This window comes from Clostridium niameyense, assembly GCF_001243045.1.
Lineage (GTDB): Bacteria > Bacillota > Clostridia > Clostridiales > Clostridiaceae > Clostridium_F > Clostridium_F niameyense.
The window spans coordinates 716,234-731,688 of the sequence record NZ_LN849007.1; the positions used below are offsets into that span (position 1 = coordinate 716,234).

16 protein-coding genes are annotated in these 15,455 nt (G+C 28.1%); all 16 read left to right on the plus strand.

What is annotated here, in order from left to right:
• Positions 1-18: 18 nt before the first annotated feature.
• The 16 genes from BN1711_RS04320 (at position 19) to flgN (ending at position 15,350) form a co-directional block, all read left to right on the plus strand.
• A complete protein-coding gene (locus BN1711_RS04320) occupies positions 19-849 on the plus strand; it encodes an aminotransferase class IV (RefSeq protein WP_050606957.1) in 831 nt (276 codons plus the stop codon).
• A 47-nt stretch (positions 850-896) separates the two neighbouring features.
• Complete coding sequence (locus tag BN1711_RS04325) at positions 897-1,718, plus strand: PRD domain-containing protein (RefSeq protein WP_050606958.1); 822 nt, start codon at positions 897-899, stop codon at positions 1,716-1,718.
• A gap of 40 nt (positions 1,719-1,758) precedes the next feature.
• Positions 1,759-3,630 (plus strand): glucose PTS transporter subunit IIA, encoded by a 1,872-nt coding sequence (locus BN1711_RS04330; protein WP_050606959.1) that lies wholly within the window; start codon positions 1,759-1,761, stop codon positions 3,628-3,630.
• Positions 3,631-3,848: 218 nt separating this feature from the next.
• A complete protein-coding gene (locus BN1711_RS04335; RefSeq protein WP_050606960.1) occupies positions 3,849-5,870 on the plus strand; it encodes a DUF342 domain-containing protein in 2,022 nt (673 codons plus the stop codon).
• A 12-nt stretch (positions 5,871-5,882) separates the two neighbouring features.
• Positions 5,883-6,329 carry a chemotaxis protein CheW gene (locus tag BN1711_RS04340; protein WP_050606961.1) on the plus strand — a complete coding sequence of 149 codons (447 nt, stop codon included), beginning with the start codon at positions 5,883-5,885 and terminating at the stop codon, positions 6,327-6,329.
• 18 nt (positions 6,330-6,347) lie between these two features.
• Entirely contained in the window at positions 6,348-6,836 is a 489-nt protein-coding gene (locus BN1711_RS04345; protein ID WP_050606962.1) for a chemotaxis protein CheD, read from the plus strand.
• A gap of 21 nt (positions 6,837-6,857) precedes the next feature.
• On the plus strand, positions 6,858-7,901 hold the full coding sequence (locus BN1711_RS04350; protein WP_050606963.1) for a protein-glutamate methylesterase/protein-glutamine glutaminase: 1,044 nt from the start codon (positions 6,858-6,860) through the stop codon (positions 7,899-7,901).
• A gap of 2 nt (positions 7,902-7,903) precedes the next feature.
• Positions 7,904-8,674: a CheR family methyltransferase gene (locus BN1711_RS04355; RefSeq protein ID WP_050606964.1), complete on the plus strand. Its 771-nt coding sequence runs from the start codon at positions 7,904-7,906 to the stop codon at positions 8,672-8,674.
• 12 nt (positions 8,675-8,686) lie between these two features.
• Positions 8,687-10,717 (plus strand): chemotaxis protein CheA, encoded by a 2,031-nt coding sequence (locus BN1711_RS04360; RefSeq protein ID WP_050606965.1) that lies wholly within the window; start codon positions 8,687-8,689, stop codon positions 10,715-10,717.
• Between the two features lie 24 nt (positions 10,718-10,741).
• Complete coding sequence (locus BN1711_RS04365; protein WP_050606966.1) at positions 10,742-11,341, plus strand: chemotaxis protein CheC; 600 nt, start codon at positions 10,742-10,744, stop codon at positions 11,339-11,341.
• A 19-nt stretch (positions 11,342-11,360) separates the two neighbouring features.
• Positions 11,361-11,720 carry a response regulator gene (locus tag BN1711_RS04370; protein ID WP_050606967.1) on the plus strand — a complete coding sequence of 120 codons (360 nt, stop codon included), beginning with the start codon at positions 11,361-11,363 and terminating at the stop codon, positions 11,718-11,720.
• Positions 11,721-11,798: 78 nt separating this feature from the next.
• Positions 11,799-12,194: a chemotaxis protein CheW gene (locus BN1711_RS04375; protein WP_050606968.1), complete on the plus strand. Its 396-nt coding sequence runs from the start codon at positions 11,799-11,801 to the stop codon at positions 12,192-12,194.
• Positions 12,195-12,220: 26 nt separating this feature from the next.
• The gene (gene fliM / locus BN1711_RS04380) at positions 12,221-13,216 is read left to right on the plus strand and encodes a flagellar motor switch protein FliM (RefSeq protein ID WP_050606969.1); all 996 of its coding nucleotides are present in this window, start codon (positions 12,221-12,223) and stop codon (positions 13,214-13,216) included.
• Positions 13,209-14,375: a flagellar motor switch phosphatase FliY gene (gene fliY, locus BN1711_RS04385; RefSeq protein WP_050606970.1), complete on the plus strand. Its 1,167-nt coding sequence runs from the start codon at positions 13,209-13,211 to the stop codon at positions 14,373-14,375. The genes fliM and fliY overlap by 8 nt, the downstream gene beginning before the upstream one ends.
• A 295-nt stretch (positions 14,376-14,670) precedes the next feature.
• Positions 14,671-14,946 (plus strand): flagellar biosynthesis anti-sigma factor FlgM, encoded by a 276-nt coding sequence (gene flgM, locus BN1711_RS04390; RefSeq protein WP_050606971.1) that lies wholly within the window; start codon positions 14,671-14,673, stop codon positions 14,944-14,946.
• Positions 14,946-15,350 (plus strand): flagellar export chaperone FlgN, encoded by a 405-nt coding sequence (flgN, locus tag BN1711_RS04395; RefSeq protein ID WP_050606972.1) that lies wholly within the window; start codon positions 14,946-14,948, stop codon positions 15,348-15,350. Before flgM ends, flgN begins: the two co-directional genes overlap by 1 nt.
• Positions 15,351-15,455 lie beyond the last annotated feature (105 nt).

Consider the following 15,455-nt stretch of genomic DNA (forward strand, 5'->3'; position numbering starts at 1 on the left):
GAAGTAGTGAAGAGATATATGGAATGTGTAAATAAATTTTATATTGAGGATAATAATGTTTTAGATACAAAACTTTTTAAAGAGGATATAATAAGGAAAGGAAAATCCTTATACGAAGTTATAAGAGTTATAGATGGTTGCCCATTATTTCTAAAGGAACATTTAGAAAGATTTAATGCTTCCGCTTCTTTAGAAGGACTGTCTTTATGGATGAGTAATAAAGAAATAAAAACTAATATAAAAAGAGTTATAGAGGCTAATAAAGTATCATGTGGGAATATAAAATTAGTGTTTAATTTTAACCGCAAAAAAACTTTTTTATGTTATTTTCTAGAGCATCATTATCCAGAAGAAATAAATTATGAAGAAGGGGTAAAAACCATATTTTATCATGGGGAAAGAGAAAATCCTAATGCTAAAGTAATAGCGATAAATTTTAGACAAAAGGTAGGTAAAATAATAAAAGAAAGAGAAGCTTATGAAGCTATATTAGTAGATAGAGATGGATATATAACAGAGGGAAGTAAATCAAATATATTTATGATAAAAAATGATAATGTAATAACAGCACCTATAGATACAGTACTACCAGGTATAACTAGAAATACTATAATGGATTTATGTAATGGATTGGGATTAAAGGTTTTAGAAGAGAGAATTTGTTATAAAGATATAAATGATTTAGATGGACTTTTTATATCAGGAACTTCTCCAAAAGTTTTACCCATAAGATATATAGATCATATGGAGTTTAATTCTTCTAAAAATCCAATTATATTAAAAATAATGAATGCTTATAATGAAGAAATAAAAAAAGATATATTAAACTATAAAAAAGAAAATAAATAAATCTACCAATGTGTAAGTTTTATATAAGATAGATTTGGAGTGTTAAAATGGATAGTTATAAAGTAAAGAGAATTCTTAATAATAACGTTATAATAGCTGAATATAACGATGAAGAATTAATATTGGTAGGTAAAGGTATAGGATTTAATAGTAGAGCAGGAGAACCTCTTTCTAAAGAAAAGATAGAAAATATTTACATTAAAAAGACATCTAATATTACAGAGAACTATAATAAAGTTTTAAATAAAATTGATGAAAAGATAGTTGGTATTTCCGAAGAAATAATAAATATAGCAGAAAATAAGTTAAATGTTAAGTTAAATGAAGGGGTCCATATTTCTCTACCAGATCATATAAATTTCGCTATAAGAAGAATAGAAAAAGGTATAAATATAGAAAATCCATTCTTAGAAGAATTAAGAATATTATATCCAAAAGAGTATGAGATATCTTTAAAAGGATTAGATATTATTAATGAAAGATTAAATGTAAATTTACCTAAAGATGAAGCAGGGTTTATATGTCTTCACATCAGGGGCGGAATAACTAGACAAGATGTTTCAAAGTCTTTAGAGTATACAAAAAAGATAAGTAAAGTAATGGAACTTATAAATAAATTAACAGGGAGAAATATAAATAAGGATTCTTTGTCTTATGTAAGAACATTAACACATATAAATTTTATGGTAGAAAGAGTCAAAGAAAATAAAACTATTAAAAATCAACTTTTGGATAGTATAAAAAAAGAATTAAGTAATGAATTTAGTATAGCCATAAAGGTAGCTATGTTAATAGAAAAGTTATTTAAAATCAAAGTACCAGAAGATGAAATAGGATATATAGCATTACACTTAAAAAGATTATGCTAAAAATAATATTAAATTGTTAGGCAAATAAAGGAGCAAATATATGAAAAAAATCCTTAATATACTACAGAAAATAGGTAAATCTTTAATGCTACCAGTATCAGTTTTACCAGCAGCAGGTATACTTTTAAGGCTTGGCTATCCAGATCTTTTAAATAATATATATTTATTAAAAGCTGGAAATTCAATAATTAACAATTTACCTATAATATTCGCAGTAGGGGTGGCTATAGGATTTTCGGAGCAAGGAGAGGGTGTAGCAGCACTTTCAGCTGTAGTAGGAGAATTGATAATAAGAACTATTTGTATAGACAGTGGAGTATTAAGCGGAATATTAATAGGGTTATTATCTGTAGCTTTATATAATAAATATCATGATGTAAAATTGCCACAAATTATTGGCTTCTTTGGTGGAGAAAGGTTTGTAATAATAATTACTGCTTTTTTCTCATTGATTTTTGCAATAGGTAATGTTTATATAGGTTCAAGTGTTTGTAAATGTATAGATATATTTGCCAAATTCGCATGTACATCTATACTAGGTCCAGCATTATATGCTGCAGGAAAAAGATTTTTAATACCATTAGGACTTCATCATATGTATTATCCAGTTTTTTTATACGAATTTGGAAGCTTTGTAGCTCCTGATGGAATAAAATACTTTGGAGATTTCGGTAGATATTTTCATGGAGATCCTACAGCTGGCAGATTTATGGCATCAGAATATCCAATATTGATGTTTGGATTACCTGCAGCAGCTTTGGCTATAACTTTAGCTGCTAAGCCAGAAAATAGAAAAAAAACAGCAGGAATAATGATTACTGCAGCAGCAGTATCATTTTTTACAGGAATTACAGAGCCTATAGAATTTTCATTTATATTTGCTGCACCTCAGTTATTTTTATTTCACATATTAGCTGCATTTACTTCAGGAATAGTTATAAGCTATTTTAACATAAGGTTAGGATATACTTTTTCTGCATCTTTTATAGATTATATATTAGGATATAAATTTTCAAGTAATGGATTATTATTAATACCAGTAGGGATAGCTTATTTTTTATTTTATTTCTTAGTGTTTTATTTTACAATAACTAAAAAAAATATAAAAACTTTAGGTCGAGAGGATTCTTTTAATTATAAAAAAATTACAAAGGAAGACATTAATGAGATGGCACAAAAAATACTTAAAGCTATAGGTGGAAAAGAAAATGTAATCTTTCTGCATTGTTGCATTACAAGACTTAGAATATCTATTAGGAATACAAAAGCCATAGATGTGTCTATGTTAAAACAAATAGGAGCTCTAGGTATTATAGAAGTGGGAAATATAATTCAAATAATAATTGGAACTGAAGCAGAATCTATAAAAAACTGTATGGAATATATTATAAAAGGAGGTATAAATAATAATAAAGTAGAATATATACCTCATATGCATAAACAACAGGAAAAAGAAGCAAATTTGTATATTAATATTAAAAATCCTATAAGAGGTAATATAATTCCTATAGAAAGTGTAGATGATGATGTATTTAGTGAGAAGATATTAGGGGAAGGGTTCGGGATAATTCCTGATGATTGCAAAGTATATTCTCCTGTAGATGGAAAAATAAAATTTTTATTTCCAAGTAATCATGCCTTGTCTATTGAAACAAAACAAGGTTTAGAAATATTTATACATGTAGGTATAGATACTGCAAAGTTTAAAGGAGTAGGTTTTAAAACTTTTGTACAGAAAAATGAATTAGTTAAATGCGGTAAATTATTAATAGAATTTGATAAGGAATTATTATTAAAAAAGGCGGTAGATTTAACATCTCCCATAGTGATTACAAGCTCAGAAGATTTCGTAGTACAAGATATAAAATATGGATATAAAGAGGAAAAACAAATAATAGCAAAAATTCATTAAGAAAGAAAATGGGTTTTTACAGAAATTAACTATATTATTTAAGAAATATTACGAATATAAGAATATGTATAAGTCCCGTTTATTAATTTCAAGTTTTTTTAAAAACAAATTGTTTTGAAACACTATATGATATAAAATGTAAATATAAGAATAAAATATGAAATTTGTAATTTTAAGAGTGAAATAGGGGCAACATAATTATTTAGAGGAGGATTTATATGAAAAAGACTTATAGCTATGCTACCGTGGATAAGTGTATAGTAGAGGCTTGTAGGGATTTAAGACTTAGTCCAGAAGAAATCAACTATAAAATAGTAGAGAATAAACAAGGCATTTTTATAAAAAAGGCTACCATAATAGTTGAAATAGACGAAGAAACTAAAAAACCCGAAAAAGAGGAAGCATGTGAAGCAAAAGTAGCAAATACAGTAAATAATATAGATGACATAGATAATGTTAAAAAAGATCATGAAGAAGAGAAGAAAGATGAAGATAAAGGAACGGTTTCAGTAGTTAATGGTAAAATAATAGTTAAAAATCCTAGAAATAATGGAAATCCAGCTCAAGTATATGGTAATAAAAATGTTAAGTTATTACTAGATGGACAACAAATAAATGGGAAAACAGCAATTTTTCAAAGTAACCATTTAGAAGTTATATTTGAAGAAAATACAGCTATAAGAAATCTAAATATAAAAATAAGTGAAGATAATATGGAAGCCTATATTTCTATTGAATATAAGCCACAGATTGTATATGGATTAGAAGATTGTGATGAAAAAAATATTTTAGAGATAAAACCTAAAATAATAAATAAAATAAATCCACCTCAATATACTGAAGAAGAAATAAAAGAAGAACTAATAAAAAGAGGAGTAATTTATGGTTTAATAAATGAAAATATAAGTCAGTGTGTAAAAGGAAATTGTATAGATGTTTTAGTAGCTAAAGGAAAGCCTGTAATAGATGGAACCAACGATGAAATAGATATTAAATTTCCAACTAGTAAAGATGAAATAAAATTAGAAGAAGATAAAACAGGAAATGTAGATTTTAAGAGTATAGGATCTATAGAATCTGTAAAACCAGGAGATATAATAGCCGTAAGAGTACCGGGTTTAAAAGGAAGCTCTGGTAAAGATGTAAGGGGAGTAATAAAAAGGCATAAGGAAGGAAAAAAACTTTTATTAAAAGTAGGACAAGGTGCTTTTTTAAAAGATGAAAATACAGCTGCTGCAGCTATACAAGGAAAGCCTTGTATAAAGTCAAATGTATTTTATGTTTATGAAGTACATGAAGTAAAACAAGATGTAAGCATAGAAACTGGTAATATAAAATTTGTAGGTGATGTAATAGTACAAGGTAGTGTAAAAGAAGGAATGAAAGTAGAAGCTGGAAATGCAGTGAATATAAAGAAAGATGTAGAAAGATCAGAAATTATATCTAAAGGAAACCTACAAATAGATGGAAATATAATAGCCTCCAATTTATATGCCGGAGGAGAAGATATAATAAGATTAAAAGTTTTAGAAGAATTAGAGGAAATGGAAAAAACTTTAAAAAAGTTAATAACAGCAGTACAAGAAATAAAAAGATTCAATATTTTAGGTGAGGATAAAAAAGACGGTGAAATAATAAAAATTTTAATAGAAAATAAATTTAAGGATTTAAATAAATTATGTATAAAATTAATTGCTAATATAAATATACACAAACAAGATAAGGAAGATAAATTAATTAAATTAATGAGAGAGAAATTATTAGGAATAAGTCCTATAAATATAAAAAGTTATAATGAATTATATAGTCTAATAGACGTTATAGAAGAAAAGAAAAATTATTATGGAGAAAATTTAGCAATTCCTGTAAATGTTATTATAAATTACTGTCAAGATTCATTTGTACAAAGTACAGGAGATGTTTATATAAATGGAAAAGGACAATATATATCTAATATAAGTGCTCACAATGGAATATATTTTACTAAAGAAGGTAGTGTAGCTAGGGGTGGACATATAAAGGCAAAAAACAAGATTAAATGTAAAGAAGTAGGCAGTGAATCTGGAGTTTCAACAAAATTAGAAGTTTCAGAAACGGGTGATATATTTGTAGATGTTGCTTATCAAAACACTGTATTTATAGTGGGGAAATCAGAGTATATATTAGAAGTTCCATCAAAGGATATACATGTATATTTAAGCAAAAAAGGAGAATTGTTTGTAGATAAATTAATATTATAGGAGGAGAGGGTTATGCAAAACAAAGAGATAAAAGTTTTAATATTTAAAATTGGGGAAGAATATTATGCAGCTGATATTATGGAAGTAGAAAGAATACTAGGTTATGAAGAACCTACAGTTTTACCAGATGCGCCAACATTTGTAGAAGGCGTTATAAATTATCAGGGAAAAATTTTACCGGTAATTTCAATTTCTAAAAAGTTTAATATTCCAGAGGAAGAAAGAAAAAGTGATGCTAAGATAATAGTTGCAAAAGAAAATGAAAATAAAATAGGTGTAATAGTAGATGTTGTATCAGAAGTTAAAGATGTAAATTTAGATAAAGTAGAGGAACCACCAGAAATTGTTGCTGGTATATCTAAAAGATATATAAAAGGACTAATAAAAATTGAAGAGAAAATAATAATATTCTTAAATCTATCAACTATACTTACTGAAGAAGAAAAAAGAATGATATAGTTGAAGGAGTAAAAATTTATGGATGTAAAAGAGATAAAAGTAGGTATTGCAGATTTGAATGTTGGCAATTCACCTGATAAGATAATTACGGTAGGTTTGGGTTCTTGCATAGGTATAGCCTTATATGATAGATCTAAAGGTATTGGTGGACTTGCACATATAATGCTTCCAGATAGTGCAGATTTTAGCAGAATAACAAATCCTTTAAAATTTGCTGATTTAGCTATACCTATATTACTTGAAAAGATGGAAAAGATGGGAGCTAGGAAATCACTGCTTAAGGCTAAAATAGCTGGCGGAGCTTCTATGTTTAACTTTTCAGATAAAAGCATGATTATGGATATAGGTCATAGAAATGGGGAAGCAGTAAAAAGTAAGCTTAGAAACATGTCCATTCCGATATTGGCAGAAGATACTGGAGGGAATAAGGGAAGAACTATGATATTTGATACTTCTTCTGGTGTAGTATACATAAAGACAGTAGGTATGGGAACTAAAGAAATATAATTTTATTGGAGTGAGTTAAATTTGGATAAAATTAAAGTTCTAGTAGTAGATGATTCTGCGCTAATGAGAAAAATAATATCAGATATGATAAATGAAGAAAATGATTTAGAAGTTATAGATACTGCAAGAAATGGTGAGGATTTATTACATAAAATTGAAAAGATAGGGCCAGATGTAATAACTTTAGATGTAGAAATGCCTAAAATGGATGGAATAACGGCTTTATCAAATTTAAAGAGAATAAATAAAAATATACCAGTTATAATGCTAAGTAGTCTATCTAGTAAAGGACCTAATCTTACTATGGAATGTTTAGATAAAGGAGCTTTTGATTTTGTACCAAAACCTTCAGGAGCTATATCTTTAGATATAGATAAGGTAAAGGAAGGATTAGTAAAAAAAATAAGACTAGCAGGAAATAAAAAAGAAAAAATCTCAACTTCAAGTCATAACTATAAAGAAAAAAAGAATTGTAATACTATAAAAAGAAATAAAGATATAGAAGCTGTAGTTATAGGAGCTTCAACAGGTGGTCCTAAAGCGCTTTATACTGTTATTACGGCTTTTCCAGAAAGAATAAATGTTCCCATATTTGTAGTTCAACATATGCCTAAAGGATTTACTAAGGCTTTTTCAGAAAGATTAAATGCTAATAGTAAATTAAAAGTAGTAGAAGCATCCGATGGACAAACTGTAGAAAATAATACAGTATATGTAGCACCAGGAGGATTTCATATGGAGGTTTGGAATGATAAAAAAATACATTTAAACACAGAACCTACTATATGGGGGGTTAGACCTGCAGTAGATAAACTTTTTAATTCTGCAGCAAAGGTATATGGTTCAAATCTTGTAAGCGTAGTTTTAACGGGTATGGGAAAAGATGGTGCACAAGGTACAGCTACAATAAAAGATAAAGGCGGAATAACTATGTCAGAGGATAAGTCTACCTGTACCATATATGGTATGCCTAAATCTGCATATGAAACAGGGAAAGTAGATATGGTTGTACCACTACCTGAAGTTACATCTACGATATTGAATACCATAGGGATTTGGAGGTAAGTATGGATTTAGAATATTTTGAAGAATGGGTTTTAAAAGATTTTGGAATAAATTTAAAAGCTTATAAACAAAATCAACTTCAAAGAAGACTTTTAAGTTTAATGTCAAGAGTTGGAGTGAATTCTGTAGAAGAATATATAAATTTATTAAAAAGAGATCAGGCACAAAGAAAGAAGTTTTTAGATTTTATAACTATAAATGTAACAGAATTTTTTAGAAATCCAGAAATATTTGATGATTTAAAGAAGAAAGTTAAAGAAGAATTTTTTAAAAATGGTCCAAGACCCCTTAAAATTTGGAGCGCAGCTTGTTCTATAGGAGCAGAACCTTATTCCTTAGCTATTATAATGAATGAAATTGCACCAAACATTAAACATAAGATAGTAGCTACAGATATAGACGCCACTATATTAAATAGAGCCAAAATGGGAGAATATTCGTCTACAGAAATTAAAAATGTTAAGGATATTAGATTAAAAAAATATTTTACCCAACAACATGATAAATATATTATAAATCAAGATATAAAAAATATGGTTACTTTCAAAAAACATGATTTAATACTAGATAATTACGAAAAGGATTTTGATCTTATAGTTTGTAGAAATGTAGTTATATACTTTAATCAAGATATAAAGGATAAAATATATAGTAAATTTAGTACTTCTTTAAAAAAGCAAGGATTACTTTTTGTAGGTGCTACTGAAAGTATTTATAACTATAGAGAATATGGCTTTGAGAAAGCTTCCACATTTATTTATAGAAAAGCATAAGGGGGAAGAAATATGGATACATCTCAATACATGTCAATGTTCCTAGAAGAATCTATGGATAATTTGCAAACATTAAATGATTCATTGCTTCAATTGGAACAAGAACCAGATAACATAGATAAATTAAATGAAATATTTAGAGTTGCGCATACCATAAAAGGAATGGCAGCTACTATGGGATTTAACCAAATGGCAGAGCTAACTCATAAAATGGAAGATGTTCTATCGAACTTTAGAGAAGGGGATTTAAAAGTAACTCAAGATGTAGTTACAGTTCTTTTTAAATGTTTGGATACATTAGAACAAATGGTAGATAATATTTCTGAGGATGTAGACGAAGAAATATCAATAGATGAAATAATAAAGGAATTAGAGAAAGCAGCAAAAGGTGAAGTGGAAGAATCTAATGAAGAAAAAGAAGCTGATAAGGTAGAGGAGAGAGATGAAGATATTGCTTCATCAAATGAAATACCTTTAAATGAATATGACATAAACGTAATAAAACAAGCTGAGGATAGAGGATTTTTATCTTATGAAATTAAAATAATATTAGATGAAACTACTTTATTAAAATCTGCTAGGGCTTTTTTGATATTTAAGAGCTTAGAAGATTATGGAGAAATTATAAAATCAATACCTTCTGCAGAAGACATTGAAAATGAGAATTTTGAATTTGAAATTAAATTAATTTATATTTCTACAAAAAATAAAGAAGAAATTTATAGTATTTTAACAAATATATCTGAAGTAGCGAAGGTAATAGTCGATAATGTAGATGTAAAGGCTGAAAGAAAAGAAAAAATAAAAGAACAAGTGGAAAAGGTAGTAGAAAATAAAAAGCCAGAAATACAGAACAAAGAAAAACAGGAAAAGCCTAAAGTTTCTAAACCTAAAGAAAACCATCGTAATAAAAAGGCACATCAATCTGTAAGAGTAGATTTAGAAAGATTAGATAAGTTTATGAATATGGTATCAGAACTTGTAATTCATAGAACAAGATTGGAGCAAATAAGTTCTAACCATAAACTTATAGATTTAAATGAAACTTTAGAACAAGTAGCAAGGACTACTTCAGACCTTCAAGATTTAGTTATGAAGATAAGAATGCTTCCTTTAGATGTAGTATTTAATAGATTTCCAAGAATGGTAAGAGATCTTTCTGTAGAGCTTGATAAGGAAATGGAACTTATAGTTCAAGGGGCAGATACAGAATTGGATAGAACAGTAATAGATGAAATAGGAGAACCGTTAATTCACTTAATAAGAAATGCTGCAGATCATGGTATTGAATCAAAAGAAGAAAGAATACAAACAGGGAAAGATCCAGTGGGTAAAATTAAATTAATAGCATACCAAGAAGGTACAAAAGCTGTAATAAAGGTAGTAGATGATGGAGCTGGAATACCTGTTGAAAAAATAAGAGCCAAAGCAGAAAAAGTTGGCATTAATACAGAAGGTATGAGCAATAATGATATAAGAAATTTAATATTTGCGCAAGGATTTAGTACTAATGAAAAAGTAACAGATATCTCTGGTAGAGGCGTTGGAATGGATGTAGTTAAAACCAAGATAACAGCTTTAGGAGGTACTGTAGATGTTATAAGTGAAGAAGGTAAAGGATCAGCTTTTATAATAAGACTTCCTTTAACATTACAAATAATACAAGCCCTTTTAGTAAAAATAGGTACTGAAACTATGGCAATTTCATTAGGCTACATAGATAGGGTAATAGATTACGAAAAAGATATTATAAAGAAAACTAATAATAAGGAAGTTATAATATATAGAGGTAATGTAATCCCATTAGTTAGACTAAATGAAAAGTTAAATTTACAAGAAGAAGAAGATCATAAAAAGTATATAGTAATAGTTAAAGCAGGGGAAAGAACTGTTGGACTTCTAGTAGATGGGCTTTTAGGACAAAAGGAAATAGTTATAAAGCCTTTTGGAAAGACACTTCAAGGCATGAAAGAATACATAGGAGCAACTATATTAGGTGATGGTCTTGTAACTTTGATATTGGATGTTGCTGCTATTGTGTAATATTGTATAGGAGGTCAATACCATATGGATTATAGTAATTTAACAGAATTTCAGTTAGATGCATTAAGAGAAGTTGCAAATATTGGAACAGGAAATTCAGCTACAGCCTTATCCCAACTTTTAGGCAAGAAAGTAGATATGACTGTACCTTCTATAAATATAGTTCCTTTTGACCAAATAATGGAGGAAATAGGAGAAGAAAAAACTGTAGTAGGAGTATTAGTTAGAGTACTTGGAGATACTCCAGGAAACATATTATTTATTTTTGATAAATCTACAGCTTTAGATTTAGTATGTAGATTAACTGGTATGAAAGAAGATACTTTAACTGAAATGGGAAATTCAGTAATGTGTGAAATAGGCAATATAATATCTACATCTTATATGAATGCTATAGCTAAATTTACAAATTTGACTATAACACCATCAGTTCCAGCAGTAACATATGATATGCTAGGTGCAATATTGTCTACTACTTATATAGAATCAGGACAATTCAATGAATATGTTTTGGATATAGAAACAGTGTTTATGGAAGATGGTTCACAAATAAGCGGGCATTTTTATTATGTACCAATGCCTGGTTCATTAGAAAAAATATTAAATACATTAGGAGTAAATTAATTTTGGAGGGAATAGTAAAATGGCAAAAGTATTAATTGTTGATGACGCTGCATTTATGAGAATGATGATAAAAGATATATTAGAAAAAAATGGATTTGAAATCGTAGGAGAAGCAAGCAATGGTATAAAAGCTGTAGAAATTTATAAAAAGGAAAATCCAGATGTAGTAACTATGGATATAACTATGCCAGATATGGATGGTATAGAGGCTGTTAAGGCTATAAGAGAATATAATCCATCAGCTAAAATAATAATGTGTAGTGCTATGGGACAACAAACTATGGTAATGGATGCTATAAAAGCAGGAGCAAAAGATTTTATAGTAAAGCCATTCCAACCAGATAGAGTTTTAGAAGCTATAAAAAAAGTTGTAGGATAATGATTAGTACTTAGTTAATGCATTAGGTATAAACTCCTAATGCATTAAACTAATAAAATTTTGAGAGGAGGATTTCCTTTGCAAGTAGTTATATTTAAACTTAATAATGAACAGTTTGCAGTTGAGACAGACAAAGTTCAAAGTATAAATGATGCTATGGAAATAACTAGAGTTCCTAAAGCTCCAGCTTATATAAAGGGACTAGTAAATTTAAGAGGAAATGTAATTTCTCTTTTAGATATAAATCTTTTATTGGATATACCTAAAGAAGAAGAAAATCAAGATAATATAATAATATTAGAGATGGAAGACGAATTAGTGGGAATAGCAGTAGATGAAGTAGATGAAGTTCTTGAAGTAGAAGAAAATATAATAGAGAGAACATCAGACGAAAAAAGAAAAGACTATGTAGAGGGAGTAATTAATTTTAAAGATAGAATAGTAACATTAATAGATATTGATAAACTTCTTTAAATTTGACGAAGAAATGAGGGAAGTAAATGGCAGAAATATTATCTCAGAGTGAAATAGATGCCCTTTTGTCTGCATTGTCATCTGGAGAATTAACACCGGATGAGGTCCCTAAAGAAGAAGAAAAGCAAAAGGTAAAACCTTATGATTTTAGAAGACCTCAGAAATTTTCTAAAGACCATATAAGAACTTTAGAACTTATACATGATAACTATGCAAGAATAATATCAAATTATTTAACAGCACAAGTTAGAAGCAATGTAAAGGTAAAAATAGAATCTGTTCAACAGATAACCTATGAAGAATTCATTCACTCTGTACCTAACCCTACAATATTGACTATATTTAAGATGCCACCTTTAAGTGGTTCTATATTATTTGAAACTAATCCACAGTTTGTATTTCAAATAATAGATGTACTTTTGGGAGGCACTGGTACAGGAAAATATAAAATAAGGGAATTTACAGACATAGACAAAAACATAATGAAACAAATAAATACAGCTTTAATAGCTAATTTAAAACTAGCTTGGGAAGATGTAATTGAGGTAGAAACGGAAATAGAAGGACTTGAAACAAATCCAGCATTAAATCAAACATTAGCTCCAACAGAACCAGTAGCACTTATAACTTTTTCTGTAGAAATGGGTAAGGATAGTACGTTTATAAATATATGTATACCATATTTAAGTATAGAAAAAGTTTTAGATAAATTGGTAGTTAAATATTGGTTTAAAGAAAATGATGATGAAGCTTCAGGAGATTCTAAAGAGAAATTACAAAAACGCATGAATATAGTTAACATGGAAGTAACTGCTCAGTTAGGTGAAAATAAAGTAACTGTGGATGAATTTTTAAGATTATCTATAGGAGATGTAATATCCCTAGGTACAAAAACAGATGAACCTGTAAAAGTTTTGATAGAAAATGAACCATGTTACTATGCTAAGCCAGGAGTTATAGGAAGAAATATTGGCTTAGAGATACTAGATCAAATAGATAAGGATGTGGAGAATTATGAGTAACGGGTTTCTTTCACAGGAAGAAATAAATGCGCTTTTAAATGGAGATGAAGGTCAAGAACCTAAAGAAAATAAAGAAGAAATGAAGGCAAATACTGAAAATAAGTCACAAGAAGTTAAAGAAGATCTTACAGACATAGAAAAAGATCTTTTAGGAGAAGTTGGGAATATATCTATGGGATCTGCTTCTACAGCACTTTCAACAATAATAAACCAACAAGTAAGTATAACAACACCTATAGTTAGTATAACTACGCTAGAACAATTGGTAAAAACTTTTGAAATACCTAATGTAGCTTTAGAAGTGAAATACACTAGTGGCATTGTTGGAGAAAATCTTTTAGTGATGAACATAGATGATGCATCAGTAATATCTAATCTAATGATGGGTGGAGATGGAAAGGTAGATAAAGCTATAAAAGAACTTTCGGAAATAGAAATAAGTGCAGTGTCAGAAGCTATGAATCAAATGATAGGTTCAGCAGCCACATCTATGGCAACTATGTTTGCAAGGGAGGTTAATATATCTCCTCCATTGTCTAAAGTGTGGAGAGATTTAACTGAACCTTTAGCAGAAGGTATAGAACCCACAGAACCAATAGTTAAAGTATCATTTTCATTAACTATTGGAAATTTAGTAGATAGCAATATAATGCAGCTTCTTCCACTAAAAACCGCTAAAAAAATAGTCTCAATAATGATGGGACAGGAAGATATAAATGATTTAGAAATTGTAAAAGTTAAAGAGGAAGAAAGAATGAAATTAAAACAAGAATCTAAAAGAGAAACAGCTCCAGTATATGAAAAACCAATAGAAACTGTAAGACCTCAACCACAAGTAGAAGTAAAACAGGCTACCTTTGAAACACTAAAGCCTAAAGCTCCTGCAGCTAATATGCCAGATAATATTGATTTAATATTAGATGTACCTCTTAATATTTCAGTAGTTTTAGGAAGAACTAAGATGAGTGTGAAAGATATTTTAGATTTAGGTACAGGATCTTTAATAGAATTGGATAAGTTAGCAGAGGAACCAGTAGAGATTCAAGTAAATGGCAAAAAGGTTGCTTATGGAGAAGTGGTAGTTGTAGATGAAAATTTTGGAGTTAGAATAACTAGTATAGTAAGTGGAGCAGAAAGAGTAAAATCTTTAGGAAAATAAAAGAATTGCTATTGCAATTCTTTTTTTATCTATGTAATTTCGATGCATTTTTAATAGTAAATTTAATAAAATTAATTTTATAATTAAAGCAGTAAAATAGAGCTACATTGAGTATTAAATTAATAATTTACTTTTATTAAAAGGTATAAATCTTGACAGAGAGTTTACGATAATAGTAATACAAATCAAATATAAAAAATTAAATTGACAACAAAATTATAAAAATATAAAATTTCTATTGTCTGTGTTTAATTATAAGAATAATAAATTAAAATATTATTTAGGAGTGTATAATATGAAAATTAATAGTGTAAGTATTACAAAAGGCCTGAATACTTATAACTTAAGCAAAAAAAATATAGAAAAGAAACAAGTAAATAATAGTAAAAAAGATACAGTAGAAATATCTAAAGTAGGTAAAAGTTTAACTGCTTATTCTATAGAAGATAAATTTTTAAGCTCAAAGAATAGAATAGAAAAAATAAAGAAATTAATAGACGAAGGTACTTATAAAGTGGATTCAAAATTAATAGCAGAAAAAATGATAAATTCTATGAAGGGGAAATATTAATGGAAGAAAATCTTAAATTAATATTAAAAAACCAATATAAATCATTAAAAGAACTTTTAGAATTGTTGGAGAAACAACATAAATATTTATGTTGTAAAAATACTTTTGGTTTAGATAAAATTGTAGAGGATATAGAAGAAAAGAGTAAAGAACTTGCAAAATATGAAATGGAAAGAAGAAGCTTAACTAAAGAAAATTCTATTTTAGCTTTTATGAAAGAAAGTAAAGATGATGAACTTCAAAAGGCTTATAATGATTGTTTAAAAGTATTAAATGATATTAAACTTCAAAAGGATACTAATGAATTAATAATAAGACAAGGCATATCTTTGACCACCAGTGTTTTAACTATATTAAATCCAGACAAATCACCTAAAACTTATGGTCCACAGGGAAGAAGATAATTTTAGGGCAACAGACAATGAGTATTTTATATTAATATTGTCTTTGCCCATATTTTATATATTTCAAAAGTAAAGATTTATACGTTGAGCTACGAATATATAATT